20 protein-coding genes are annotated in these 24636 nt (G+C 67.4%); 11 read left to right on the top strand and 9 right to left on the bottom strand.

Annotation, left to right across the window (positions count from 1 at the left end; genetic code table 11):
• Positions 1-63 precede the first annotated feature (63 nt).
• From AUL28_RS02885 to AUL28_RS02935, 11 genes are all read left to right on the top strand, one after another.
• Complete coding sequence (locus AUL28_RS02885; RefSeq protein ID WP_058636010.1) at positions 64-354, top strand: DUF1330 domain-containing protein; 291 nt, start codon at positions 64-66, stop codon at positions 352-354.
• Positions 351-875, top strand: coding sequence for a GNAT family N-acetyltransferase (locus AUL28_RS02890; protein ID WP_062230595.1), 525 nt, complete (start codon positions 351-353; stop codon positions 873-875). Before AUL28_RS02885 ends, AUL28_RS02890 begins: the two co-directional genes overlap by 4 nt.
• A 131-nt stretch (positions 876-1006) precedes the next feature.
• Positions 1007-2512, top strand: a complete 1506-nt coding sequence (locus tag AUL28_RS02895) for a polyhydroxyalkanoate depolymerase (RefSeq protein WP_082640211.1) — start codon at positions 1007-1009, stop codon at positions 2510-2512.
• Between the two features lie 103 nt (positions 2513-2615).
• Complete coding sequence (locus tag AUL28_RS02900) at positions 2616-3044, top strand: DUF2852 domain-containing protein (RefSeq protein WP_058601098.1); 429 nt, start codon at positions 2616-2618, stop codon at positions 3042-3044.
• 161 nt (positions 3045-3205) lie between these two features.
• A complete protein-coding gene (locus tag AUL28_RS02905) occupies positions 3206-3967 on the top strand; it encodes a M48 family metallopeptidase (RefSeq protein WP_062230596.1) in 762 nt (253 codons plus the stop codon).
• Between the two features lie 126 nt (positions 3968-4093).
• Entirely contained in the window at positions 4094-4789 is a 696-nt protein-coding gene (locus AUL28_RS02910) for a phosphoribosylanthranilate isomerase (RefSeq protein WP_058601122.1), read from the top strand.
• Entirely contained in the window at positions 4786-6009 is a 1224-nt protein-coding gene (gene trpB / locus AUL28_RS02915) for a tryptophan synthase subunit beta (protein WP_062221729.1), read from the top strand. The genes AUL28_RS02910 and trpB overlap by 4 nt, the downstream gene beginning before the upstream one ends.
• Before the next feature lie 9 nt (positions 6010-6018).
• Entirely contained in the window at positions 6019-6339 is a 321-nt protein-coding gene (gene cutA / locus AUL28_RS02920) for a divalent-cation tolerance protein CutA (RefSeq protein ID WP_062230597.1), read from the top strand.
• Between the two features lie 37 nt (positions 6340-6376).
• Positions 6377-7204 (top strand): tryptophan synthase subunit alpha, encoded by an 828-nt coding sequence (trpA, locus tag AUL28_RS02925; protein WP_062230598.1) that lies wholly within the window; start codon positions 6377-6379, stop codon positions 7202-7204.
• A gap of 65 nt (positions 7205-7269) precedes the next feature.
• Positions 7270-8190 (top strand): acetyl-CoA carboxylase, carboxyltransferase subunit beta, encoded by a 921-nt coding sequence (accD, locus tag AUL28_RS02930; protein WP_062230599.1) that lies wholly within the window; start codon positions 7270-7272, stop codon positions 8188-8190.
• Positions 8191-8204: 14 nt separating this feature from the next.
• The gene (locus AUL28_RS02935; RefSeq protein WP_062230600.1) at positions 8205-9542 is read left to right on the top strand and encodes a bifunctional folylpolyglutamate synthase/dihydrofolate synthase; all 1338 of its coding nucleotides are present in this window, start codon (positions 8205-8207) and stop codon (positions 9540-9542) included.
• Between the two features lie 66 nt (positions 9543-9608).
• Here AUL28_RS02935 and trxA read toward each other — a convergent pair whose 3' ends face one another.
• The 9 genes from trxA to AUL28_RS02980 all read right to left on the bottom strand — a co-directional run bounded on the left by trxA (position 9609) and on the right by AUL28_RS02980 (position 24559).
• Complete coding sequence (gene trxA / locus AUL28_RS02940) at positions 9609-9932, bottom strand: thioredoxin (RefSeq protein ID WP_058636003.1); 324 nt, start codon at positions 9930-9932, stop codon at positions 9609-9611.
• Between the two features lie 115 nt (positions 9933-10047).
• Positions 10048-13698: a double-strand break repair helicase AddA gene (gene addA, locus AUL28_RS02945; protein ID WP_062230601.1), complete on the bottom strand. Its 3651-nt coding sequence runs from the start codon at positions 13696-13698 to the stop codon at positions 10048-10050.
• Positions 13695-16805, bottom strand: a complete 3111-nt coding sequence (gene addB / locus AUL28_RS02950; protein WP_062230602.1) for a double-strand break repair protein AddB — start codon at positions 16803-16805, stop codon at positions 13695-13697. Before addB ends, addA begins: the two co-directional genes overlap by 4 nt.
• Before the next feature lie 182 nt (positions 16806-16987).
• A complete protein-coding gene (locus AUL28_RS02955; protein ID WP_062230603.1) occupies positions 16988-17776 on the bottom strand; it encodes a nucleotidyltransferase family protein in 789 nt (262 codons plus the stop codon).
• Entirely contained in the window at positions 17773-19311 is a 1539-nt protein-coding gene (tsaE, locus tag AUL28_RS02960; protein WP_062230604.1) for a tRNA (adenosine(37)-N6)-threonylcarbamoyltransferase complex ATPase subunit type 1 TsaE, read from the bottom strand. The genes AUL28_RS02955 and tsaE overlap by 4 nt, the downstream gene beginning before the upstream one ends.
• Positions 19308-21836: a sensor histidine kinase gene (locus AUL28_RS02965; protein WP_244493393.1), complete on the bottom strand. Its 2529-nt coding sequence runs from the start codon at positions 21834-21836 to the stop codon at positions 19308-19310. Before AUL28_RS02965 ends, tsaE begins: the two co-directional genes overlap by 4 nt.
• A 206-nt stretch (positions 21837-22042) precedes the next feature.
• Positions 22043-23443 (bottom strand): adenosylhomocysteinase, encoded by a 1401-nt coding sequence (gene ahcY / locus AUL28_RS02970; RefSeq protein WP_062230605.1) that lies wholly within the window; start codon positions 23441-23443, stop codon positions 22043-22045.
• 358 nt (positions 23444-23801) lie between these two features.
• Positions 23802-24107, bottom strand: a complete 306-nt coding sequence (locus AUL28_RS02975) for an HPr family phosphocarrier protein (protein WP_058600072.1) — start codon at positions 24105-24107, stop codon at positions 23802-23804.
• 50 nt (positions 24108-24157) lie between these two features.
• Positions 24158-24559 carry a PTS sugar transporter subunit IIA gene (locus AUL28_RS02980; protein ID WP_058599925.1) on the bottom strand — a complete coding sequence of 134 codons (402 nt, stop codon included), beginning with the start codon at positions 24557-24559 and terminating at the stop codon, positions 24158-24160.
• Between the last annotated feature and the right edge of the window lie 77 nt (positions 24560-24636).

The following is a 24636-nucleotide window of genomic DNA, read 5'->3' on the forward strand; positions in this document are numbered from 1 at the left end:
CCTCCGGCGGGGCTGGCGGGCCATCATGCCTCGAACTGCTTTCGAAGGGGGGAGGAGACACCCATGCCCAAGGCCTATTGGATCGCCCATGTCGATGTGAGCGACCCCGAGCGCTATCAGGATTATATCGCGGCGGCCGCACCGGCGCTCCAGCGCCACGGCGCGAAGTTCCTGGCACGGGGCGGGCCGTTCGAGCCGCTGGAGGGCAACACCCGCGCGCGCAACGTGGTGATCGAGTTCGCCTCCATGGAAGACGCGCTCGCCTGCTACCGCTCGGCCGAATATCAGACCGGCAAGGGGATTCGCGAGGCCGTATCCACGGCCGATATCCTGATCGTGGAAGGCGTCGATTGACGCGGCCCGGCCCGGCGTCCCATCGCATTCGCGGGATGGAGCCGGGCGATCTTCCGGCCGTTTGCGCCATCGCAGCGACGAGCGGTGTGGGTCTTGGCTCCGACGCTTCGCTCAAAGCGCTTCTGCCGCGCTACGAGGTTTTCGTCGCCGCCTTGGAGAATGGCCAGATCGCGGGCTTTGCCGCCGCCGCGCCGCTCTCTCTGCTGGCTGGAGAGGCCGACGGAGACGGGTCGGAAGGCTGTTTCTGGATCGGCGCGCTCGCGGTCGATCCCGCTCATCGTCGCCATGGCCTCGGCACGGCGCTACTCGGTGCGGTCACCGCGCGGGCGAACTGGTTCTTCTGCCGCGCGCTCGGCCTCTCCGACGCGCGGGAGGCCAATGCGATCCGCTTTGCCGAGCGCCATCGCTTTCTGGCGGTCGATCCCGAAAACTGGACGCCAGCCCTGCGCAAGCAAATCAGCGCGCAATGCCCGGACGATGCTTCCTTAGGGGAGCGACGCCTTCTGATCCGCTGGCTTTGATCCATTTCAGCGTCGAAGTTGCGCTCGCCATGAAAGGGCCGGGAACGAGGGCGCAAGGAAAAGATTGCATTTGACTGCTATAGTGGTGCCGAGGCCGGGGATCGATCCGGCCCGGACAAGGAGTGAGACGCTTGTACGAGCTCTATGAATGGAACCATGCCGTTCTCGCTCCCTTTCGAGCGATGGCGGACGCGACCCGCACCTTCTACCAGAACCCCATGAACCCGCTGGCCGGGACGGAAATGGGGCGCACGGTCGCCGCCATGGCGGAGCTGTTCGAGCGCACCACCCGCGTCTACAGCAAGCCGGAATGGCAGATCCACGACACGCTGGTGGGCGGGCTCCGGGTGCCGGTGGTGGACCGCACGGTGATGACCAAGCCCTTCGCGCGGCTGGTGCATTTCGAGCGCGCCCTGCCCAAGGAGCGTCCCGCCAATCCGCGCTTCCTGATCGTCGCGCCCATGTCGGGCCATTATGCCACACTGCTGCGCGGCACGGTGGAAGCGCTCTTGCCCTATGCCGAAGTCTACATCACGGACTGGATCGACGCGCGCCTCGTGCCGCTGACGGAGGGCCGGTTCGACCTCGACGATTATGTCGATTACATCATCGAAATGCTGCATTTCCTCGGGCCGGACACGCATGTGATCGGCGTCTGCCAACCGGCCGTGCCGGTCATGATGGCCGCCGCGCGCATGGGGCATGACGAGGACCCCGCCGCTCCCGCCTCGATGACCCTGATGGGCGGGCCGATCGACACCCGCGTCAACCCGACCGGGGTGAACCGTCTGGCCGAATCCAAGGGCATCGACTGGTTCCGCGACAATGCCGTGATGAAGGTGCCGTTTCCCCATCCCGGCTTCATGCGCGATGTCTATCCCGGCTTCCTGCAACTCACCGGCTTCATGTCGATGAATCTCGACCGGCACCTGATCGCCCATAAGGACTTCTTCTGGCATCTGGTGAAGAACGACGGCGATTCCGCCGAGAAGCATCGTATCTTCTACGACGAATACAATGCCGTGATGGACCTCACGGCCGAGTTCTATCTCCAGACGGTGGAAGAGGTCTTCATCAACCATTCGCTGCCGCGCGGCGAGATCACCCATCGCGGCCTTCGGCTCGACATGAGCAAGATCCGCCACACCGCCCTTCTGACGGTCGAGGGCGAGAACGACGATATTTCCGGCGTCGGCCAGACCCGCGCGGCGCAGACCCTCTGCTCCTCCATCCCCGACGACATGCGCGTCCATTATCTCCAGCCCAAGGTCGGCCATTACGGCGTCTTCAACGGCTCGCGCTTCCGCGCCGAGATCGCCCCGCGCATCATCGACTTCGCGCTGACGCACGGGCTCCAGGCGCGCGAGCGCCGCGCCGCTCAGCCTTCCCCCGCATCCACAGACGCCAGCGGCTCGAAAGACGAGGTGCCCGACCCTGCGGGCGCGGCGCCCGCGCCCGCGCCCATGGCCGAACTGACGCTCGCCCCTCCGGCCGATCCGATCGAGGAAGCGGCCATGGAGGCCGAGCATCGCGCCGCCGAACTCGACCTGCCTCACGGGGTGGACGAGGCGGCGAGCCCCGCCAAGGGCGCGTCGGGCCTTATGAAGGCACTACGCAAGGTCAAGCGGAAGTCGTGAGGGAAAACGGGGGCGGCGTTGAATCGCCCCCGCTTCGCCACCATCTCGATCTATGGGATCGCTGCCCGCTACCCATGGGCTTTCGGTTGATGGACACCACGACATGAAATCTCACGCCTTGATCCGCCCCGCCTGGACCCCTGCCACGATCGCGCTGATGGTTCTGGGCTTCATGGCCTATTGGCCGCTCGGCCTTGCCGTTCTCGCCTATATCCTGTGGGGCGACCGGCTGGAGGCCTTCCGCTTCGACGTGAACCGCGCGACCGATAAGGTTGTGGACGGGTTTCGCCGTTCGGGCGCCCGGATGCCGTTCCAGGCCGGCGCGACCGGCAATCTCGCTTTCGACGAATGGCGCGACACCGAGCTGAAGCGCCTCGACGAAGAGCGCCGCCGGCTCGACAATGCCAGCGCCGAGTTCGAGTCCTACGCGCGCGAACTGCGCCGCGCCAAGGACCGAGAGGAGTTCGATCGCTTCATGAGCCAGCGCGGCCGCCGTGCCGGCGCGGTGGATGCCGATATCGTTCGCAACTGATCTGCCTCGCTCGTTGCAGACATGGAAAGCCGCCGGTCCCCCGGCGGCTTTTTCGTATGCCTTCCAGCCTGTGTTGCTAGGCGCTAGAAGAAGGTCCGAATGCGCCGGATTGGCGTGTCGTTTCGTGTGTCGGAACGGGGCCTTGCGGCCGAAGAGACGGGATGTCGCGTTTTCTGAAATCCATTCTCCCGAAGGCCCGGAAACCCGCCTTGCCGGAGGAATTGCTCGTGGCCGAGCGGCGCGTTCCCCTGGAGGTGCGCGAGCATCCGACCGCGCGTCGCATCACCATGCGCATGACGCCGGGTGGGGGCGGGGTTCGGCTGACCATCCCACGCCGCACGGCGCGCGCGACCGTTCTCGACTTTCTGGAACGCCATCGCGGCTGGGTGGAAGAGCGGCTCGGCCCCGCGCCCCAACTGGTCTGCGACGGCGCGCGCCTGCCCTTCCGGGGCGGGGCGCTTCTGGTGGTGCACGATCCCGCCCGGCGGCTGACCCGGCTCGATCCGCCGCCGCAGGAGGGCGGCGACTGGCGTCTTCATGTCGGCGGCGAGCCGGCCCATACGGCGCGGCGCGTCGCCGACGCCCTGAAGCGCGAAGCCCGGCGCGATCTGGAGGCGGCGGTGGAGCGCCACGCCACGCAACTCGGCCTTCGCCCGCGCTCGATTTCGCTGAAAGACACGACGAGCCGTTGGGGTTCCTGCACGGCCGACCAGCGCCTGTCCTTTTCCTGGCGCATCGTCATGGCACCGCCCTTCGTGCTGGACTATCTCGTGGCCCATGAAATGGCGCATCTCCGGGAGATGAATCACGGCCCCGGCTTCTGGTCGCTCTGCCGCGAGCTTTGCCCCGGCATGGACGCGGGGCGGGCCTGGCTGCGCACGGAGGGCTCCGGCCTCCATGCGGTTCGTTTTTCGGCGGGCTGATCGTCGCAAATGCATTGGCAAACCGGCGCTGCGCTTTACACTCGCCGTATTCCGAGGCGATAAGACTGTCTTTACACGAGCTTGAGCCTCACGGGCCGCTTCGATCGGCCGAACCGGGATGAACGCGTGACACGACCGCATATCAAGATCTGCGGACTGAAGACCGAAGCCGATATCGACACCGTGCTGGAGCGCGGCGGCAAGGAAATCGGCTTTATTCACTTCGCCCCGAGCCCGCGCCATCTGGAGATGGACGCGATGATGCGCCTGCGCGCCCATGCACTGGGCCGCGCCGCCGTGACCGTCGTCACCGTCGACGCCGACAACGAGACGCTGGCCCGCATCGCCGAGCGCATCCGGCCCGACACGCTGCAGCTTCACGGCTCCGAGTCTCCCGCGCGCGTCGCCGAGATCGCGGCGCTGACCGGCCTGCCGGTGATGAAGGCGATTTCCGTTTCGATGCCGCAGGATCTGGAGGCCGTCGCCCGGTTTCGCCCCGTCGCCGACCGGATTCTGCTGGATGCCAAGCGCCCCAAGGGCTCGGTCTTGCCGGGCGGCAACGGCGTGTCCTTCGACTGGAGCCTGCTCGACGCGCTCGGCGAGGACCGTCAGTTCCTTCTGTCGGGCGGCATCAACCCGTCCAACGTGGCCGAGGCCGTGCGCCGCGTTCGCCCGCAGGGGCTCGACGCCTCCTCGGGCCTGGAATCCGCCCCGGGTCGCAAGGATGCCGGCCTGATCCACCGTTTCTTCGACGCGCTCGACGCCGCTGCGCTGGCTGGCGCGTCCGATGCTTCCTCCAGCCTTGAGCGACGCTTCGCATGACCGAGATCCCGACCCCCAATTCCTTCAAGCTCGGCCCGGACGATGACGGCCGCTTCGGCCTATTCGGCGGTCGTTTCGTTGCCGAAACGCTGATGCCCATCATTCTGGACCTCGAAGCGGCCTACAAGGCGGCCAAGACCGACGAGAGCTTTCTCTCGCAACTCGCCGATCTCCAGACCCATTATACCGGCCGCCCGAGCCCGCTCTATTTCGCCGAGCGGCTGACGGAGCATTTCGGCGGCGCGCGCGTCTACTTCAAGCGCGAGGAACTGAACCACACCGGCTCGCACAAGATCAACAACTGCCTCGGGCAGATCTTGCTCGCGCGCCGCATGGGCAAGACGCGCATCATCGCCGAAACCGGCGCGGGGCAGCATGGTGTTGCCACCGCCACCGTCTGCGCGCGCTTCGGCATGCCGTGCGTCGTCTTCATGGGCGCGACGGATGTCGAGCGCCAGAAGCCCAATGTCTTCCGCATGAAGCTTCTGGGTGCCGAGGTGCGCGCGGTGACGGCGGGCGCGGGCACGCTGAAGGACGCCATGAACGAGGCGCTGCGCGACTGGGTGACCAATGTCGAGGACACCTATTATCTGATCGGCACCGCCGCCGGCCCGCATCCCTATCCCGCCATGGTGCGCGACTTCCAGCAGATCATCGGCGACGAAACGCGCCAGCAGATGCTGGATGAGACCGGCGCGCTGCCGGACGCCGTGGTCGCCTGCGTCGGCGGCGGGTCCAACGCCATCGGCATGTTCCGCGCCTTCCTGGACGATCCGTCCGTCGCGATCTACGGCGCGGAAGCGGGCGGCCATGGGATCGACGTGCCAAACGGCCATGCCGCCTCCATGAGCGGCGGCCGGCCCGGCGTTCTTCACGGCAACCGCACCTATCTCCTTCAGGACGAAAGCGGTCAGATTCTGGAAGGCCATTCCATCTCCGCCGGCCTCGACTATCCCGGCGTCGGCCCCGAGCACGCCTGGCTGCGCGACACCGGCCGCGTCTCCTATGTGCCGGTGACGGACACGGAAGCGGTGGATGCGTTCCATCTCTGCACCCGCATGGAAGGCATCATCCCGGCGCTGGAATCGGCTCATGGCCTCGCCCATGTCGCCAAGATCGCGCCCACCATGCGCCCGGACCAGTCCATCGTCCTCTGCCTCTCGGGGCGCGGCGACAAGGACGTCCACACGATCGCCAAGTCCATGGGGCTGGAGATCTAAGGACAAGCCATGCAGGCGATCTCGATCGACGTGACCTGCCCGGACGAGGCAACGGCGCGCGAGATCGCCGATGCACTCCTAGGCCGGCATCTGGTGGCCTGCTGCCAGATCGGCGCGCCGATCGAAAGCCGCTACTGGTGGAACGGGGCGATCGAGCGGGCGGCCGAAGTGCCGCTTGTCCTGAAAACGCGGGCCGATCTTTTCGAGAGCGTGGCCGCCGCGATCCGCGATCTGCACCTCTATGAGACGCCTGCGATCCTGGGAACGCCTATGCGCGCGGACGAGGCCACCTTGAGATGGATCGCGGACGCCTGTATCGCATCGTCTTGACGAACTCTGGATGACGAACCGGGCGCGAGGCTTTCCCATGACGACACGCATCGAAACGCGCTTTGCCGATCTCAAGGCCGAAGGGCGGCCCGCGCTCGTGACCTTCATCATGGCGGGCGACCCGGACGGGGCGACGACGCTGGAAGTTCTCAAGGGTCTGCCGGGCGCGGGCGCCGATCTGATCGAACTCGGAATGCCCTTTTCCGACCCGATGGCGGATGGCCCGGCGATCCAGCGCGCCGGCCTGCGCGCGCTGAACGCCGGCGAGACGCTGGGCGGCACGCTGGAGACGGTGCGCCGCTTCCGCGAGATCGACGATCGCACGCCCATCATCCTCATGGGCTATTTCAACCCGGTCTATATCTACGGCGTCGATCGCTTCGTGGCGGATGCCAAGGCGGCGGGCGTCGATGGGCTGATCGTGGTCGATCTGCCGCCCGAGATGGACGACGAGCTGTGCCTGCCGGCGGTGGAAGGCGGGCTGAACTTCGTGCGTCTCGCGACGCCCACGACCGACGAGAAGCGCCTGCCCGCGGTGCTCAAGAATACGTCGGGCTTCGTCTACTACGTTTCGATCAACGGCATCACCGGCTCCGCCGCGCCCGACGCATCGGCCGTGTCGGCCGCCGTCCAGCGCATCAAGGGCCAGACCTCGCTGCCCGTCTGCGTCGGCTTCGGCGTGCGCACGGCCGAGCAGGCCCGCGCCATCGGCCGCCATGCGGACGGCGTCGTCGTCGGCTCGGCGCTCGTCGCGGCCATGGAAGGCGCGGCCGAGGGCGGCACGCAGGCCGTGGTCGATGCGGTCTGCGGGCTCGTGCGCGAGCTGGCCGGCGGCCTTGCCGATCTGAAGCTTGCGGCGGCCTGAGCGGCACGCCATCTCACCCTTTCGCGCCCGCTGCGGGCGACACGCATTTCCGAGGGATCGCCCCGATGAACTGGATCACCAATTACGTTCGCCCCAAGCTGACCAGCCTTCTCGGCCAGCCCTCGCGCGAACTGCCGGAGAACCTGTGGATCAAGTGCCCGGAAACGGGCGAGATGGTCTTTCACAAGGATCTGGAAGCCAACCAGTTCGTCATCCCATCGTCCGACGTTCATATGAAGATCGGGGCGCGCGATCGCCTGACCCATTTCTTCGACGGCGGCGTCTTCGAGGAGATCGCGCTGGAAAAGGTGCCGCTGGACCCGCTGAAGTTCCGCGATTCCAAGCGCTACACGGACCGTTTGAAGGAATACAAGACCAAGACGGGTCTTGAGGATTCCGTGCTGGTGGCGGCCGGCGAGATCGAGACGCTGCCGATCGTCGCCGCCGTTCAGGACTTCGCCTTCATGGGTGGCTCGCTTGGCATGGCGGCGGGCGAGGCCATCGTCACGGCGGCCGAAACGGCGGTGGATCGCAAGCGTCCGCTGGTTCTCTTCGCGGGGTCGGGCGGCGCGCGAATGCAGGAGGGCATCCTGTCGCTGATGCAGCTGCCGCGCACGACGGTCGCGGTCGACATGGTGAAGGATGCCGGCCTTCCCTATATCGTCGTCCTCACCAACCCGACCACGGGTGGCGTGACGGCCTCCTACGCCATGCTGGGCGATGTCCACATCGCCGAGCCCGGCGCGGTGATCGGCTTTGCCGGCGCGCGCGTCATCGAGCAGACGATCCGTGAAAAGCTGCCCGAAGGCTTCCAGCGGTCCGAATATCTGATGGAGCATGGCATGGTGGACATGGTGGTCCATCGCCATGAGCTGAAAGGCACGATCGCGCGCCTTCTGAAGGTGCTGACCAAGACGCCGGCCGCGCTTTTGCCACCGCCGCCCGAAAACGACGACTCGGTTCCGGCCGAAGCCGACGCCGCCTGACACCCGGAGCGCCCGTGACATCCGTTCCAAGCCTTGCCGATCAGGAAATCGGCAAGCTTCTCGAACTGCATCCCAAGGGCTTCGACCTGAAGCTCGACCGGATTCTGCGCCTCCTGGCCGATCTCGGCACTCCGCAGCTTCGCCTGCCGCCGACGATCCATGTCGCGGGCACCAATGGCAAGGGCTCCACCTCGGCCTTTTCCCGCGCCATTCTGGAGGCGGCGGGCCGTGCGGTGCATGTCCACACCTCGCCCCATCTGGTGGACTGGCGCGAGCGCTACCGGCTGGGCCGAGCCGAGGGGCGCGGCGAACTCGTGTCGGACGAGGTGCTGGCGGAAACGATCCGCCGCGTCGCCAGCGTCAATGCGGGCCGGCCCATCACCGTGTTCGAGCTTCTGACGGCGGTCGCCTTCGTGCTCTTTGCCGAACATCCCGCCGACGCGACGGTGCTGGAGGTCGGGCTGGGCGGGCGTTTCGACGCGACCAACGTGATCGAGACGGCGGCGGTCAGCGTCGTCACCGCCGTCTCGCTGGATCATCAGGCCTTTCTCGGTGACACGGTCGAGAAGATCGCGGGCGAAAAGGCCGGCATCTTCAAACGCGGCGTGCCGGTCGTCATCGGCCCGCAGACCAGCGAGGGTGCGCTGAATGTTCTGTGCCGTGAGGCGGAGCGAACCGGCGCGCGCGTTCGAGTTTACGGACAGGATTTCATCGCGTTCGAGGAGCATGGCCGCCTCGTCTATCAGGACGAGCGCGGGCTGATGGACCTGCCCATGCCGCGCCTGCCCGGCCGGCACCAGCTCGGCAATGCGGCCACCGCCATTGCGGCGCTGCGCGCGGGCGGCTTCGATCCGTCGCAGGCCGCGATCGAAGCGGGGCTGACGCGCGTCGAATGGCCGGGGCGTCTCCAGCGCATCACGTCGGGCCGGCTTTTCGATCTTTGCGTTCCCGGCTCCGAACTCTGGCTGGATGGCGGGCACAATCCCGGCGCCGGCCTCGTCGTGGCAGAAGCCCTGGCCGATCTGGAAGACCGCACGCAGCGCCCGCTGTTTCTGATCGCGGGGATGCTGAACACCAAGGAGCCGGTCGGTTTCTTCGAAGCCTTCGCCGGCATGGCGCGCCATGTCTTCACCGTGCCGATCCGCTCGTCCGACAGCGGACTTTCGGCGGAAGAGCTGGCCGATGCCGCGATCGACGCAGGGTTGGAGGCCGAGCCCTGCGACAGCGTGGAAGAGGCGATCCGGCTTGTGTCCACCGGCTGGCAGTCGAGCCCCGCGCCGCGCTTCCTCGTCTGCGGCTCGCTCTATCTGGCGGGGGATGTGCTGCGCGAAAGCGGCCTCGCACCGCGCTGATCGTGTGGCTCGCTCATAAAAAAGCCCGCGCACCGCGCGGGCTTTTGACGTTTCGGGCCGGGTAAATCAGGCCGCGACGTTGGAATTGATCCAGGCGACGAGCTTAGACTTGGGGGCCGCGCCGACCTGAACCGAGGCCTGCTCGCCATTCTTGAACAGCATGAGCGTCGGGATCGAGCGCACGCCGAACTGCGCGGCGAGGTCCGGGTTCTCGTCGATATTCACCTTCACGATGTCGACCGCGCCCATCTCTTCCGAGATTTCCTCGAGCGCCGGGGCGATCATCTTGCAGGGGCCGCACCACTCAGCCCAGAAGTCCACCACGACGGGCTTGCTGTTCTGCAGAACGTCGGACTGGAAGCTGTTGTTGTCGGTCTTCTTGGTGGCCATGGTCAGGCTCCGGTGAAGGCCGGGCTTGAGCCCGGCGAGGGGAGGGGGAATGGGTGCGACTCACGTGAGACGCTCCCGTTCTGTCGTCCATAGGTAGATGGCCGGAGGGGCCTCTTCAAGCCGAGCCCTTCGCACCCGCAGCCTGACGAGCCCGCGCGGCAATGGCGCGGTCCATGGCCTTGGCGCTGATCTCTACGAGAACCTGCCCCTCGGTATAGAGCAGAGCCGCCCGAATTTCGGCCTGGGGATAGAGCGGCTTCAGGAGTTCGCGATAGAGAGCGAGCTGCAGGACATAGGGCGGCGGCACGTCCTCCGGCGTTTCGGTGAACACTCTGTTCGTCTTGTAATCGAGAATGCGCACGATCCCCCCATCGACGCGGAGCCGGTCGATCGAGCCGTTCACGACATAGGAATGGCCGCCGAGTTCCAGCCGGCCCGAAACGGAGACCTCGGCGCGGCTGCCTTCCGCGAAATAGGGGGAGAATCGCGGATCTTTCAGGAGACCGCAGGCGCGGTGCAGCACGGCTTCGCGATCCTCCTGCGTCAGGAAGGCGCCGGCGACGTCCAGGAAGAGGCGCGCACGTTCTTCTCGATCGTCCGGCGCGATGTCGGGCAGGATTTGCAGGAGCTTGTGAACCAGCGTGCCGCGCCGGATGGCGACGCCCGGCTCCCGCCCGCCGCCCAGAACCGGCGAAAGCGCATCCGGCGTCAGCGCCTCGTCCGGCTCGCGCGGCTGGATGTCGAGCTCTTCCAGCGTTTCGATACGATGCGCGCCGCCGGCCGTGGACGGAGCGAGCGGGCGCGGCGGGGGCGGCTCTTCGGGCAGTTTCGACAGGTCGAGCGCGCGCGAGGGCGCGGCCGGCGGGGCGAGGGTGGCCGCGGCCAGCCGGTCCCGCGCGGGGTCGGCACCCAAGCGAAGCGCTAGACGCTCGCCTGTCTCCATGTCCTTGATCTCGCGCGCATGGGGGGCGAGGGCGCTTTCCACCCGTTGCAGCCAGGAGGCGGCGTCCGGCCCGCGCGTGCCCGACAGGCCGCAGACCACGAGCCGGTCGGCCGCGCGTGTCATGCCGACATAAAGAAGCCGTCGATATTCGTCCTCCGCGAGAGCGCGCTCGCGCTCTTGCAACGCGCGCACCACGTCGTTGCGCAGGGCTGATTCTGGGCACCAGAGGAAACCGGGCGGCTGGTCGGGCGCGAGGCCCGGCATATCGCCCCATTCCAGGAGCTTCGCCCCATGGCTGTGGCTGAAGGGCGCGGAGCCGGGATCAACCAGAAACACGACAGGCGCTTCCAGACCCTTGGAGGCATGGGTCGTCATGATCCGCACCTCGCCGCGCCCGCCTTCCATCTCGCGCTTGATCTCGGGCGGCGAGGCTTCGAGGTCGGCCAGAAAGGCGTCGAGCCCGCCGCGCCCGGCCGATTCCTCGGCGAGCGCCAGATCGAGAAACGCGTCCACCACATCGCCCGCGTCGCGCCCCAGCCGGGCGACAAGCTTCGCCCGCCCGCCCTCCGGCCCCAGAATGCGGGCGAAGAAGGTGAAGACCGACTCGAAGCCCGCGCGCCGGCGAAGTTCCTCCAGCCGCTTGAACGCCGCGCTCGCCTTCACCAGCAGCGCCTCGCGCGCCGGCCCCTTCACGAAATCGGGCAGGCGCTTGTCGGCATCACGGAAGGTCAGAAGACGCAGCGCGAGATAGAGCGGCTCAGGTCGGCCCTCGTTGCGGCGCGACAGGGCGAGCGCCATGAGATCGTCGTCGGAAAAGCCGAAGAGCGGGCTCTTGAGCACGGCCGCCAGCGAGAGTTCGTCCTCCGCGTTCGACACGGTGCGGCCGAGCGCGATGAGGTCGGACACGGCGATATGCTGCGTGATGACGAGCCGGTCCGCGCCCGCGACGGGAATGCCGGCTTCACGCAGCGCCGCGCCCATGGCCCCCACGAAGCCCGAGCGCTTGCGCACGAGAACGAGCACGTCGCCCGCGCCCAGCGCGCGCCGCTCGCCCTTCACGCTGATCGGCTCGCCGATCCAGCCCTTGATCGTCTCAGCAATGCGCCGCGCCAGCCGGTTGGCCGGGGAGGCTTCCGGCTCGTGGTCGATCGGGTCGAGCCAGTCGTCGGATTCAGACCTGGCTGAAGGGACGAGCGCCGGCCAGACCTCGATCAGGCCCGGCTCGGCCCCGCGCGCCGAAACATGGACGGGTGGCTCGCCGCCGAAGGTCAGGCCGCGTCGGTCCTCCGGCTCGGCGAAGACCTGATCCACCGCGTTGAGAACATCGGCCACCGAGCGGAAGGAGCGATGTAGTTCGACCCGCTCGAAGGGCAGGCCTGCGGCTTCCGCGAGGCGCTGGAGGTTCAGCCGCTCATTGGTGAACATGGCGGGCGAGGCGCCCTGGAAGGAGTAGATCGACTGTTTCTCGTCGCCCACGGCGAAGATCGTGCGCGGCATCTTGCGGGCCGTGCCGCCGGCGAAAAACTCCTCCACCAGTTGGCGTACGACCTCCCATTGGCGCGGGCTCGTGTCCTGCGCCTCGTCCACCAGAACATGGTCGATGCCTTGGTCCAGCTTGAAATGGACCCAGCTCGAAGCCTCCGAACGGAGGAGAAGATCGGCGGTGCGCACGATTAGGTCTTCGAAGTCGAGCCGCCCACGCTTGCGCTTGAGCGCCTGATAATCACCTTCCAGCTTCTCGGCGATGGTGAGCGCCGCGCGGCTGGCGCGGAACAGGCGCAGCGTCGCCAGCCGCTCGCAGGCGGCGTCCATGAAGTCGGCGGCTTCCTCCAGCCGGTCGGCGAAATCCGGGAAGGCGTCCGCGACCGCCTTGGTCGCGACGGAGGACGGCTTGTAGCGCCCGCCATCCTTCTTCTGCACGATCTCTCGCAGCGCCTCGAAGCGGCGCGCCGGGGTCTCGGCCGCTTCGAAAGCGCCGAGCTTGTCCACAAGCTTGGCGTCGGTCGCCTTGACCGAGCGGGCGGCGGCTTCCGCCAGCGCTTCGCGAAAGCTCTCCTCGAAGCCCGGCGGGTCGATGGCTCCGGCGAGGATCGTGTCCTCGTCGTCGCCCTCCCTCAAGCCCAGCGCCTCGCGCAGGCGCGGCACCGCGCCTTCCACGCCCCCGGTGGAGGCGAGATGGCGGCGGATGCGGTCACGCTTGGCAACGATTTCGCCGAGCAGCGCGTCGAGCCCCCATTCGCCCGCCAGCGTCAGCGCGTCGGCAAAGGCGAGCGTCAGTTCGGCGCGCTCGGGATCATCTGGCTCGTCGGTCGAGCCGGCGACGAACATGCGCCGCGCTTCGCCCAGAAGCAGCGCGCTTTCCGTCTCGTCCATCACCTCGAAATGGCCGGGAATATTGGCCTCGATCGGGAATTGATGGAGGATCGCCTCGCAGAAGGCGTGGATGGTCTGGATCTTCAGCCCGCCGGGCGTTTCCAGCGCGCAGGCGAAAAGCCGGCGTGCCCGCGCGATGCGCTCGCGCGAGGGGCGCTTCTGCTCCAGAGCCTCCAGCGCGCGCCCAAGCACGGCTTCCTCCATCGTGGTCCAGGCCGCGAGGCGCGAGAAGACGCGCGTCTGCATCTCGGCGGCGGCGGCCTTGGTGTAGGTCAGGCACAGGATGCGCGAGGGCTCGGCGCCCGACAGGAGCAGGCGCACCACGCGCTCGGTCAGAACATGCGTCTTGCCCGAGCCGGCATTGGCCGCCACGAAAACGGAAAGCGCGGGGTCGGAGGCGATGCGCTGCGGGTCCGCCGCCGCGTTGAGCTTGGGCGTCAGGACGTTCATAGCGCCTCTCCTTCCTCGGCCGGGCCGGCGACCGACCATTCCCGCGCGCGCGCCAGATGGTCGTAGGGACCGGACGTATCGCCCGCCAGAAACGGCCGCGTGCGCGAGGGATAGGTTTTGTCCGCGGCGCGATAGGCCGCGACGAGCCGGCGGAAGCTGCCGAGCGCGGCACTCGCCAGATCGTCGCCCGATTGCGGCTCGCCCGTGCGCCCGCCGCCATGGGCGAGGCGTTCGTCATAGAACTCGCGCTCGCGCAGGCGCACATAAAGAAGATCGGCGACGGACGACACCGGCCCCAGCGCCTCGAACCCACCGAGCCGCGCCATGGCGGCTTCCAGCGGCAATTGCGGGGCGAGCAGCGTGCGCGCCTGTTTGACGGACGGGTGCGTGCCGGTCTTGTAATCGACGATCTCGATGCGCCCGTCGCTCAGGCGGTCGATGCGGTCGGCATAGCCCGTCAGCGTGAAATCGAGATCGGGAAAGGCGACCTCGCCGCGAATCTCGGTGAAGCTTTCCGCAATGCCCGGTGCGCGCTCGCGCTCCCATTCGATCATGTTGCGCGCCAGCGTTTCCATACGCGGCCACCAGATGGCCTCGATCTCGGCCGGCAGCTTTTCCCGCTCGAACTCCTCGCGCGCGATGGCGAGAAGTTTCGCCTCGGCGTCTTCCGCTGCGGGATCGACGCCCTCGGCCACGAAGCGATGGAGAATGGCGTGGTAGAGATTGCCGCGTTCGGGCGCGCCCGGCGCGCGCAGCATCTCGGGCAGCGGGTCGAGCCTGAGGATGCGGCGGGCATAGATCGCATAGGGATCGCGCACCCAGGTCTCGACCTCGGTGACGGAGGCCCTGCGCGGGCGCACCTCCAGCGGCGGGCATGGCTCGGGCCGGCGCGCGGGCGGCTGTTGATCCACGGCGTCCAACTGCCGCGCATGGTCGAGATAAACGCGCCCCCGCTCCAGAAGCTCGGCCTCGCCCGCCTTGCCGGCGAGCGTCAGGATGCGCTGGAGCCAGCGCGAGCGGATGGCCGGCGAGCCGCCCGAGCGATGGGCGCGCGCCATGATGACGCGCCGGTTGCCGAGCGCCATCCAGAGATCGTGCGCGGCCAGGCCGATGCGCCGCTCGGGCGGGTCGAGCGCGATTTCGGTGCGCATGACGCGCGAGAGAAAGGCGTCGGAGCGCGCCGCGCGCGGCCAGACGCCCTCGTTCAGGCCGCCCAAGATCATCACGTCGACATTCTGCAAGCGCGCTTCCAGCGCACCCCAGACGAAGACGCGCTGCGACAGGCCACCGCGCGGCTGCACGGTCACGTCGTTCATCAGGGCGCGTGCGACATCGGGCAGCTCTTCCGGGCGGAAGGCGAAGCCGGTGTCGGGTGCGGAGACGAGCGAGCGCAGGAAGTCGCGCAGCGCGATGCCGGCTTCCTCGGCGTAAAGATTGGTCGGCTTGCCGTTTTCGTCGCGGCCCAGGGCTTCGAGAACCCGCGTCAGGCAGACGGCATAATCCGCGATCTCGCCTTCGCCATCGTTGCGCAGGCCCGCCAAGGGCTTCAGCGCCCGTTCCAGCGCCTCGCAGAGCTTGCCCGCCTTGTCGCGATCCTCGTCGGACAGAAGACGCACGGGGCGGGGCGCGCGCGAGCCCGGCGCTTCCGCCTCGACGCGCCGGCGCTGAAAAAGGCTCGCCAAGGCCGCGCCATCGGCCGTGCCCGTGCCGCCGCGAAGGGCGATGAGTTCCACCACGCGCGCCGCGTCTCGCGCGTCGGCGGCCGGCAGGCCGAGGCGCAGGAGCGGGTGTTTCAGAAGCGAGAGAAGCGCGACGGGATCGCCGGGCTCCAGAGCCGCCGTGAGGGCCAACTGGGTGAAGGTGCCCGGCGGCGTCGCCCAAAGCGGGCGGCCGGCGGAATCGTTGGCCTGCACGCCGAACCGCTCCAACTCGGCCTCGACGCGGCGGGCGAGGTTTCGATCGGGCGTCGTCAGCGCGACGGTGGCCTTGGGGTCCGACAAGGCGTCGCGAATGGCGACCGCGATGGCCAGCGCTTCCTCCCGCTCGTCTGACGCTTCGATCAGTTCCAGCCCGTCGAGTGCCGTCCGCCCGTGTTTTGTGGCCTGCTCGGCCCAGAGATCGGTGGTTTCGGCCGGGCGCAGCGCGTCGGACATGAAGCGTTCTCGGGCGAGAAGCGGGTCGCCTTCGTCCGGGGCGAGCGAATGGACGAGATCGCGCCCGATCAGGAGACCGCCCAGAATGCGGCGCATGACGTGCTGCGGGTGGCCGGGCGCGGCGATGGAGCGCTTGGCGTCGATCGCCTGGAAGCTCTCCTCATCGAGATGGCAATCCACCCCCGGCAGGATCAGCGCGCCGTTCGGCAGATTGGCGATGGCCTGAAGGTAGCGCACGGTGGAGGGGGCGGTGGCGGTGGTGCCCGCAACGATGATCGGCGCTTTCGGCTGCGCCCGGCGCAGGCGCTCGGCCTCCGCGTCGAACCAGCGCACGCGCGCGGCGGCGCGGTCCTGCATTCCGCGCTCTTCCAGGATCGCCGGCCATTGCTCGGTCAGGATCTGGAGAAAGGTCAGCGTCAGCTGCCACCATTCGGCCAGCCGGTCGGGCGCAAGCTGGGCCAGTTGGCCGAGGCCCGCTTCCTCGTTCACGGCTTCGTCCAGAAAGGCGCAAAGGTCTTGCGCGAGATAGAGCGCGTCGGCGCTGGAGGCGGGCAGGATCAGCTCTTCGCCGGCCAGGAGCCGCAGCGACGCGCGGTTGAGGCTTTCCTTCCAGATGCGCACGAGCCGCCCCAGAAGCAGCCGGCGCTCCAGCGCGTTCATTTCCGCGATGAGTTCTGCCCCCGGCCCTTCTTCGAACAGGGCGCTCGGGTCGTCGGCATCGCCCAAGGGGCGAATGCGCGGCAGGATGGCCGCCGCGCCGCCCAGGCGCTTGGCGAATTCCTCGCCGAGCGAGCGCACCGCGCGGCGCGTCGGCACGAGGATCGTCAGTTCCGCCAGAGCCAGCGGATCGTCGGCAAAACTATATCCGGGCAGAAAGCGGCCGGACAGGATGCCGTCCGCCAGCGTCGGCAGGAAGGGCAGACCGGGCGAAATGGAAAAGACGTTGGGGCGCATGGCCTTAAGTCTAGCCGACATGGCCGGTGAAGACCAAGCTCCGGCACGCCGCAATCCCCCGCAACCTATCGCAAGGGCGCTGAGGGGCGTCCACGGTGCGCGGCCACAAGTGGAGCCGGCGGGGTTCGAGCCGCCGGCTTCGCGTTCTCATGATTTGGCTGGCCGCCCCGCTGGGGCCGGCGTCAGGCGTTCTGAACGCGCGTGGCGCTGGCCGCGAAAGCGGCTTCCGCGTCGTGGATCGCCTGCGGCGTGCCGACGGTGAGCCAGAGCCCGTCCAGCCGCCCGCCGAACAGGCGCCCGTTTTCGATCGCCGTGTCGAAGACGCGGTTGAGCGAAAAGCTTTCCTCCGGCAGGCCGTGGAAAATGTCTGGCTTCAGGATGCCGGCCCCGGCATAGATGAAGGGGCTCATGTCCCGTTCGGCGACGCGCTGCAGCCGGCCTTCGCGGTCCATGGTGAAGTCGCCCCGTCCGTCATAGCCCGTGGCCTGCCGCATCTCGGCGATAAGCAGCAGCATGTCGGCTTCCGCCGGGTTCCAGAGATCGGCCAGAAGGTCGAGATTGTCGCGGTAGCCGTCGATCCAGAACGTGTCGGAATTGATGAGATAGAAGGGATCGGAGCCTAGATGCGGCAGGGCGCGCACGATGCCGCCGCCCGATTCGAGCAGCCTGTCGCTCTCGTCGGAGATGATCACTTCCATATCGCGCCGCTTGCGCAAATGCGCGCGCAGAAGGTCGGCCATGTAGTGGACGTTGACCACCACCCGCTCCACGCCGTTGCGCGCCAGCGCATCCAGGCCGTAGTCGATCAGCGCCTTGTCGTTGATCTCGACCAGAGGCTTGGGGATCATCGAGGTGATCGGGCGCAGGCGCTTGCCGAGACCGGCCGCCAGGATCATCGCCGTCCTGGGCTTCGGCGCGCGGCGCGGCGGGCGGGCGTGAAGGGGCGTCGGGGCGAGGGTCTGAAGCGTCATAAGTCCTGCGTTCGGGCGGCTGTGTCATCGAGAAGAGCCCAGTCCCGGTAGAGAGCGGCGAGGTCGCCGAGAACCGGATGCATCAGGCTGCGCTGAAGATAGGATTGAATACGCGGAATGTGACGCAGGTATTGCGGCTTGCCGTCCCTGCGAAACAAGCGCACGAAAATTCCCAGAATCTTCGTGCTCCGTTGCGCACTCATGATCGCATAGTCTTGCGCGAAACGCGCGCGATCGAAAGTCCCATCCTGGGCTGCTCTGAGACCGATATAGTGATCGAGCAGGCGCTGTTCCAGTTCGAGCGGCATATCGACCCGCGCGTCCTGCGCCAGTGACGCTACGTCATAGGCCGAAGGGCCGATCATCGCGTCCTGGAAGTCGAGGATCGCGACCTGTTTCAGACCGGCCTCGTCCGGCCGCCACACGAGGTTCGGCCATTGCAGATCGCGCAGGACGATGGCGGGCTCGGCATCCTCCAACCGGTCGAACAGAGCGTTCCAGACAGTTTCGAAGCGCTGGCGCTCGGCCTCGTCCGGCAGACGGCCGCGCAGATGCGGCCAGTACCAGTCGAGCAGCAGGCTGACTTCGATGCGCAGCGCGCCTCGATCGAAGGGCGGCACGACATGAACGGCATCGCCCAACGCCGGCAGCTCGCGGCGCGGCGGGTGCGCGTGCCAATGCGCCAGCGCGGCCATCGTGGCCTCGTAGCGCTCCGGGATGGGGCAGTTGGTTTCATCCAGCACGATGCCGCGCCCGAGATCGGACATCAGCACGAAGCCGGCATCGAGGTTGGCGTCGAGAATCGCCGGCGCGCCGAGGCCCGCCTCGCTCAAGGCGCGGGCGATGGCGACGAAGGGCAGAACCGTTTCGGCCGTGTGCGCGATGCGCGCATAGGGCAGGCCATCGCGCACGGGCGGGCCTAGTATCAGCGCTGGCGAATCCATCAGGATCATCGGCGCTGCGCCCTCCGCCGTCACGGTCTCGTAGCGGCGGGCCGAAGCGTCGCCCTGGAACGGCGCACGGTCGGCTTCGGCAAAACCGGCCTGCGCGAGAAAGTCCCGCGCCGCCAGCGTGCGGGCCACGCGCTTGGCCGCATCCTCCGTCGCGCGGATATGGGCCGTCCGCCCGCCCGCCGGCCCATCGGTCAGTTCGATGTGAAGGCCGGCGCTCGTCAGCGCGTCGGTCGCGCGCTCGGGCCATTCCACCAGAACGAGCCCGGTTTCCACGGCCTCTTCGAAGCCGAGTTCGTCCAGCTCGCTCTCGTCGCCGAGGCGGTAAAGGTCGAAATGCGTGACCTTCGGCCGGGTCTCGTAGACCTGCGCCAGCGTGTAGGTCGGCGAGGGCACCTCTAGCGCGGGATCGCCCGCCAGCGCGCGGATGAAGGCACGGGCGAAATGCGTCTTGCCGGCGCCCAAATCCCCGGAGAGGGCCACCACGTCGCCCTGTTTCAGAACGAGCGCGAGGTCGGCCGCGAGGCGCGCGGTGGCCGCCTCGTCCGGCAGCGAGCGTTCGAAAGCGGAACTCAGCCGGCTCATTCGGCGGCGAGATCCCGCTCCTGCCGGCGCAGCGGGAAGCGGCAGGTCACGACCGCGCCGCCCTTCGGGCCGGAGGAGATCGTCACGTCGCCGCCATGCAGCTCCACGAAGCTCTTGACGATGGAAAGGCCGAGCCCCGCGCCCGACTGCCGGCCACCGGCCGGATCTGTCTCGAAGCGCTCGAACATGCGCTCGACATTGGCGGGCGAGATGCCGGGGCCTTCGTCGGCGACGGCGAAGAAGAGATTGTCGCCCCGCCGGCGCGCAGTGAGGCGCACGGTCGAGCCTTGCGGCGCGAAATTGGCCGCGTTGGACAGAAGGTTGAAGAGGACCTGCGTAACGCGGTGCCCATCGGCGCGGAAGCTCGCGCCGGCCTGCGCGATGTCGATGTCGAGCCGGATGTCGTTGTCGCGCAGCCGCTCGCTCACGGCCTCTGCCGCGTGGTCCACCGTATGGGCGATGTCCACGTCGCCCAGATCGAGGTCCATGATCCCGGCGTCGATCGTGGCCAGATCCAGAATGTCGTTGACGATCGTCAGCAGCGTCGTGGTCGAAGTGCCGATATAGTCGAGATATTCGCTTTGGCGCGTGTTGAGCGGGCCGGTCTCGGGCGAGCGCAGGAGCGCGGAAAAGCCGATGATGTTGGTCAGCGGCGAGCGCAGCTCGTAGTTCACATGCTGGACGAAATCGTTCTTCAGGCGCGAGGCATGTTCCAGCGCGTCGTTCTTCTCGCGCAGCATCCGCTCGGCGCGGCGTGCGTCGGTGATGTCGGAGAAGGTGAGCATGGTCTGCCCGTTGGGCAGCGGCACGATGCCATAGGCCTGCACGCGCCCGTCGGAGAGTTCGAACTCGCCTGATTGCGCCTCGCGCGGGGCTTCGTCGAAAGCGGTGACGGCATGGGCGAAGCCGGTCCAGCTGGCCTCCGGCTCCGAACCGTCCGCCGGGCGGCGGATCGTGACCGTCGCGGTGGTCGCGAAGGCGCGCACATGCGGCTTGGCGTCGAGGAATTCCTGCGACAGGCCCCAAAGCTCGGCGAAGATCGGATTGGACAGGCGCAGGCGCCCGTCCTGGCCGAACACCGCGACGCCTTCCCTGAGATAGTCGAGCGTTTCGCCCTGAAGGCGCACCAGCGTATTGAGGCGCGATTCCAGTTGCAGCTTTTCGGTCAGGTCCTCGAACACCCAGCTCGCGCCGCCTGATGGCTCGGGGCTGGTGAAGACGCGCAGCGTGCGCCCGTCCGTCAGATGCCAGAGCGCGTCGGTCGGCTGCGTGGCGCGGTGCGCGGCTTGGATCTCGGCCTTCACGTCGCGCAGCGGCCGGTCGTCCGGCAGAACGCCCACCGAGCGCAGATGGTCGAGGATCGACACGAGATCGGGCGCGCGGTCGAGATAGGTCGCCGAGAGGTTGAAGAGCTTGGCGAAGGCGGAATTGTGATAGGCGAGCTGCGTCTTGTCGTCGAAGCGGGCCACTGCCGTCGTCAGATGGTCGAGCGTTTCGGAATGCGAGCGCACGGTCTCGCGCAGCTCGCGCCGCACGCTTTCGGTCTCGGAAATGTCGATGGCAAGGCCCGCCGAGCCGAAAGGGCCGGCCGCGTCCACCACCAGGAAGTTGCGCCGGTCGGCGTCCACCACGGCGCTGAGCCGGTTGAGGAAGCGGCCCGACTGCGCGCGGCCGGCGGCGATCTGCGCGCGGTCCTGCTCGTTCAGGAATTCGGTCTGGGCGTCCACAGCGGAAATCACGCCCGGCGCGTCCACGGCGCGCGCATAGGCGTCGTTGACCCAGACCAGCCGCTCATCCTCGCCGCGCAGCCACATGGGCAAAGGCGCTGCGTCGAAGAGAGCCTGCATGGTTTCGATCATGCCATTGGCGCGGTTCTGTTCGAGGCGCAGCGTCGCGATTTCCTCGCGCAGGCCCGACAGCGGCGTGAAGCGCACCACGGCCAGCGCGCCGGCCGTGCGGCCCGCAATCTCCAGAACATGGCCGCCGGCCGACTCCACTTCCATGCGGAAGGCTTCGGCGCGGTTGCGCAGCTGCGACAGGGCGCGGATCAATTCGCGTGCTTCCTCGGGGGCCATCCAGCCTTCGAAGTCGAGAAAGGCGGCCGTGTCCTGCGGCGCGCCGAAAAGCTTGGGCAGCGTGCCCACGAGATCGGGCGCGCCGGAGCCGCTGAAGACGAGAAGGCGCTGATTGTCATCGGCCAGAAGCGTGCCGCGCCGATCCGCCTCGTTGAGCGCGTCGGACAGGTCGGCGCGCAAGCGCTTGTTCTCTTCGGCGGTCGCGGCCTGCTGGCGGATCAGCCAGACGGCGGCGATCATCGCCGCGCCGATGGTGAGGCCGATCAGCGCGAGGTTGAGCACCGTTTCGGGGCGCATCGCCCCGGAGGCTTCCTCAGCCCGCGCGCTCGTGACGCCGAGCGCCAGAAGCAGCGCGGGCGCGCCGCGCAGCACCCGGCCGAATCGCGTGTCGAGCATAGACAGAAAGCGGGTCGCCGAACCCGCCTTCATCATGGATTTCAGTCGTGTCATCCCCCGTCCTTCTCCGCCGCCTTTCGAGAAAAGACAGTTGTCCCCGTCACCGACGCCCCGCTCCCCAACGGGGCGACGATTCGTAAAACTTAAACGGTGGATAACCTCAGAGAAAGCGCAGGAACGGCACAGACGTTAAAAAAGAAAATACGCCGAAGGGGTTGCCTCCGGCGTATTCGACCCCTGCTTGTGAGGACCCCGAGTCGTTAGTACCGGTAGTGCTCAGGCTTGAACGGGCCCTGCGGTGTCACGCCGATATAAGCGGCCTGCTCGTTCGACAGGGTGGAGAGCTTGACGCCCAGACGACCGAGGTGAAGGCGCGCGACCTTCTCGTCCAGGTGCTTGGGCAGCACATAGACCTTGTTCTCGTATTTCTCGCTTTTGGTGAAAAGCTCGATCTGCGCCAGCGTCTGGTTGGTGAACGAGGCCGACATGACGAAGGACGGGTGGCCCGTCGCATTGCCGAGATTCAGAAGGCGGCCTTCCGACAGAAGCAGCATCCGCTTGCCATCGGGGAAGGTGACCATGTCGACCTGGGGCTTGATGTTGGTCCAAGTCAGGTTGCGCAGCGAGGCGACCTGAATCTCGTTGTCGAAATGGCCGATATTGCCGACGATTGCCATGTCTTTCAGAAGGCGCATCGTGTCGAGCGTCACGACGTCCTTGTTGCCGGTCGTGGTGATCACGATGTCGGCGGTAGGCGCGGCGTCCTCCAGCGTGACGACCTCGAACCCGTCCATCGCCGCCTGAAGCGCGCAGATCGGATCGACTTCCGTCACCTTGACGCGCGCGCCGGCGCCCGCCAGCGAGGCGGCCGAACCCTTGCCCACATCGCCATAGCCGCAGACCACCGCGACCTTGCCGGCCATCATCACGTCGGTGGCGCGGCGGATGCCGTCCACCAAGGATTCCTTGCAGCCGTACTTGTTGTCGAACTTCGACTTGGTCACGCTGTCATTGACGTTGATCGCGGGGAAGGGGAGGAGACCCTTCTTCTGCAACTGGTACAGGCGGTTGACGCCCGTGGTGGTTTCTTCGGTCACGCCCTTGATGGCGTCGCGCTGGCGCTTGAAGAAGCCCGGCGACAGCGACAGGCGCTTCTGGATCTGGCGGAAGAGGATTTCCTCTTCTTCGGAGCCGGGGTTGGACAGGACGTCCTCGCCCGCTTCGGCGCGCGCGCCGAGCAGAATGTACATCGTGGCGTCGCCGCCATCGTCCAGGATCATGTTGGCGGGCTCGCCGTCCGGCCACTGGAACAGGCGGTCGGTGTAGTCCCAATATTCGTCCAGCGTCTCGCCCTTGACGGCGAAGACCGGCGTGCCGGCGGCCGCGATCGCGGCGGCGGCGTGGTCCTGCGTCGAGAAGATGTTGCACGAGGCCCAGCGGACCGTCGCGCCCAGCGCCTGCAGCGTTTCGATCAGGACGGCGGTCTGGATCGTCATGTGGAGCGAACCGGCAATGCGCGCGCCCGTGAGCGGCTTGTCGGTGCCGAACTCCTCGCGGCAGCTCATCAGGCCGGGCATTTCGGTTTCGGCGATGTCGAGTTCCTTGCGGCCCCAGTCGGCCAGCGAAAGGTCCTTCACGACATAATCAACGGCTGCGCTCATGCCTCGTTCTCCTTCAGGGAGCGGGCGGCGTTGCGCCCCGCTCGCGGAACATCGGGCCGCAGCAAGGCGACCTCGGCTCGCCATGGCTGTAGCAGCCTCGGCGGCAAAAGGATATAACGAATTGCTTATATGATTATCTGAACCCTGACGCGCTGCGTAGCGAGGGGGGGCGCATCGCTTGCGGGCGGAGTGCGCGCGACGATTGCGCGACGAGGGGAGAGGCCGGTCTTGCTCAAAGGGAGGGGCGTGTATCGTCCGAGCCCCCGGTACGAGAGGGGACTTAAGGAGCAAACGGCTGCTAAGAGCCGTATCCGATGGGTGAGACGAAACTGGACGTGACCGCCGTTTCAGCGGCCCGTCAGCATTCCTCGCCGAAGCGATTGGCGACGAGATCGGCGATGGCCTGCATGGCCGCTTCCGCCTCGCGCCCTTCGGCGCTCACGTCGATCGTCGTGCCTTGTCCGGCCGCCAGCATCATCAGCCCCATGATCGACTGGCCGCCGACCGACATGCCGTCGCGCGAGATGGTGATCTCGGCGTCGAAGCTCTCGGCCAGTTGCACGAACTTGGCGGAGGCGCGGGCATGGAGTCCCTTGCGGTTGACGATGGTCAGGGTTCGGGCTGTCGTCACGGAGGTCTCGTTCGCTCGCGCCGCATTCGCCATGGCTTGTGTCTCCGCGCCGCCTGAATCCTGATCGCGAAAGGTCATGTCGTTTATTGCCCGCTCAGGATGCGACTGGCGACGGCGATATATTTGCGCCCCGCGTCCTGCGCCGCGACCAGCGCCAAGTCCATCGGCTTTTCGCCGCGCACGCTGGCGAGCTTGATCAGCATGGGCAGGTTCACGCCGGCCAGAACGTCGATCTGCCCCTCGTCCATCACGGAAATGGCGAGGTTGGACGGCGTTCCCCCGAACATGTCGGTGAGAATGATCACGCCCTTGCCGCGATCGGCATCCCGAACAGCCTGAACGATGTCCAGGCGGCGCTTTTCCATATCATCGTCGGGTCCGATGCAGATCGTCTCGAACGCCTCCTGCTGACCCACCACATGCTCCACGGCGAGTTTGAATTCGCGTGCGAGCTGGCCGTGCGTCACCAGCACAAGTCCTATCATCCGTTGTCCGCTCCGGGCTCCGTCGCCACATTCGTGGGCATACAATTGTGCGCCTGCTGCCGATCCCCCGCAAGGCA

This window comes from Aureimonas sp. N4 (genome assembly GCF_001463925.1).
GTDB lineage: Bacteria > Pseudomonadota > Alphaproteobacteria > Rhizobiales > Rhizobiaceae > Aureimonas > Aureimonas ureilytica_A.

Bases quoted from the DNA above. Each gene is read 5' to 3' on its own strand.
- AUL28_RS02885 (WP_058636010.1), top strand. From the start codon at position 64: ATGCCCAAGGCCTATTGGATCGCCCATGTCGATGTGAGCGACCCCGAG.
- AUL28_RS02900 (WP_058601098.1), top strand. From the start codon at position 2,616: ATGAAATCTCACGCCTTGATCCGCCCCGCCTGGACCCCTGCCACGATC.
- AUL28_RS02905 (WP_062230596.1), top strand. From the start codon at position 3,206: ATGTCGCGTTTTCTGAAATCCATTCTCCCGAAGGCCCGGAAACCCGCC.
- trpB (WP_062221729.1), top strand. From the start codon at position 4,786: ATGACCGAGATCCCGACCCCCAATTCCTTCAAGCTCGGCCCGGACGAT.
- cutA (WP_062230597.1), top strand. From the start codon at position 6,019: ATGCAGGCGATCTCGATCGACGTGACCTGCCCGGACGAGGCAACGGCG.
- trpA (WP_062230598.1), top strand. From the start codon at position 6,377: ATGACGACACGCATCGAAACGCGCTTTGCCGATCTCAAGGCCGAAGGG.
- accD (WP_062230599.1), top strand. From the start codon at position 7,270: ATGAACTGGATCACCAATTACGTTCGCCCCAAGCTGACCAGCCTTCTC.
- trxA (WP_058636003.1), bottom strand. From the start codon at position 9,932: ATGGCCACCAAGAAGACCGACAACAACAGCTTCCAGTCCGACGTTCTG.
- addA (WP_062230601.1), bottom strand. From the start codon at position 13,698: ATGAACGTCCTGACGCCCAAGCTCAACGCGGCGGCGGACCCGCAGCGC.
- addB (WP_062230602.1), bottom strand. From the start codon at position 16,805: ATGCGCCCCAACGTCTTTTCCATTTCGCCCGGTCTGCCCTTCCTGCCG.
- AUL28_RS02955 (WP_062230603.1), bottom strand. From the start codon at position 17,776: ATGACGCTTCAGACCCTCGCCCCGACGCCCCTTCACGCCCGCCCGCCG.
- tsaE (WP_062230604.1), bottom strand. From the start codon at position 19,311: ATGAGCCGGCTGAGTTCCGCTTTCGAACGCTCGCTGCCGGACGAGGCG.
- AUL28_RS02965 (WP_244493393.1), bottom strand. From the start codon at position 21,836: ATGACACGACTGAAATCCATGATGAAGGCGGGTTCGGCGACCCGCTTT.
- ahcY (WP_062230605.1), bottom strand. From the start codon at position 23,443: ATGAGCGCAGCCGTTGATTATGTCGTGAAGGACCTTTCGCTGGCCGAC.
- AUL28_RS02975 (WP_058600072.1), bottom strand. From the start codon at position 24,107: ATGGCGAATGCGGCGCGAGCGAACGAGACCTCCGTGACGACAGCCCGA.
- AUL28_RS02980 (WP_058599925.1), bottom strand. From the start codon at position 24,559: ATGATAGGACTTGTGCTGGTGACGCACGGCCAGCTCGCACGCGAATTC.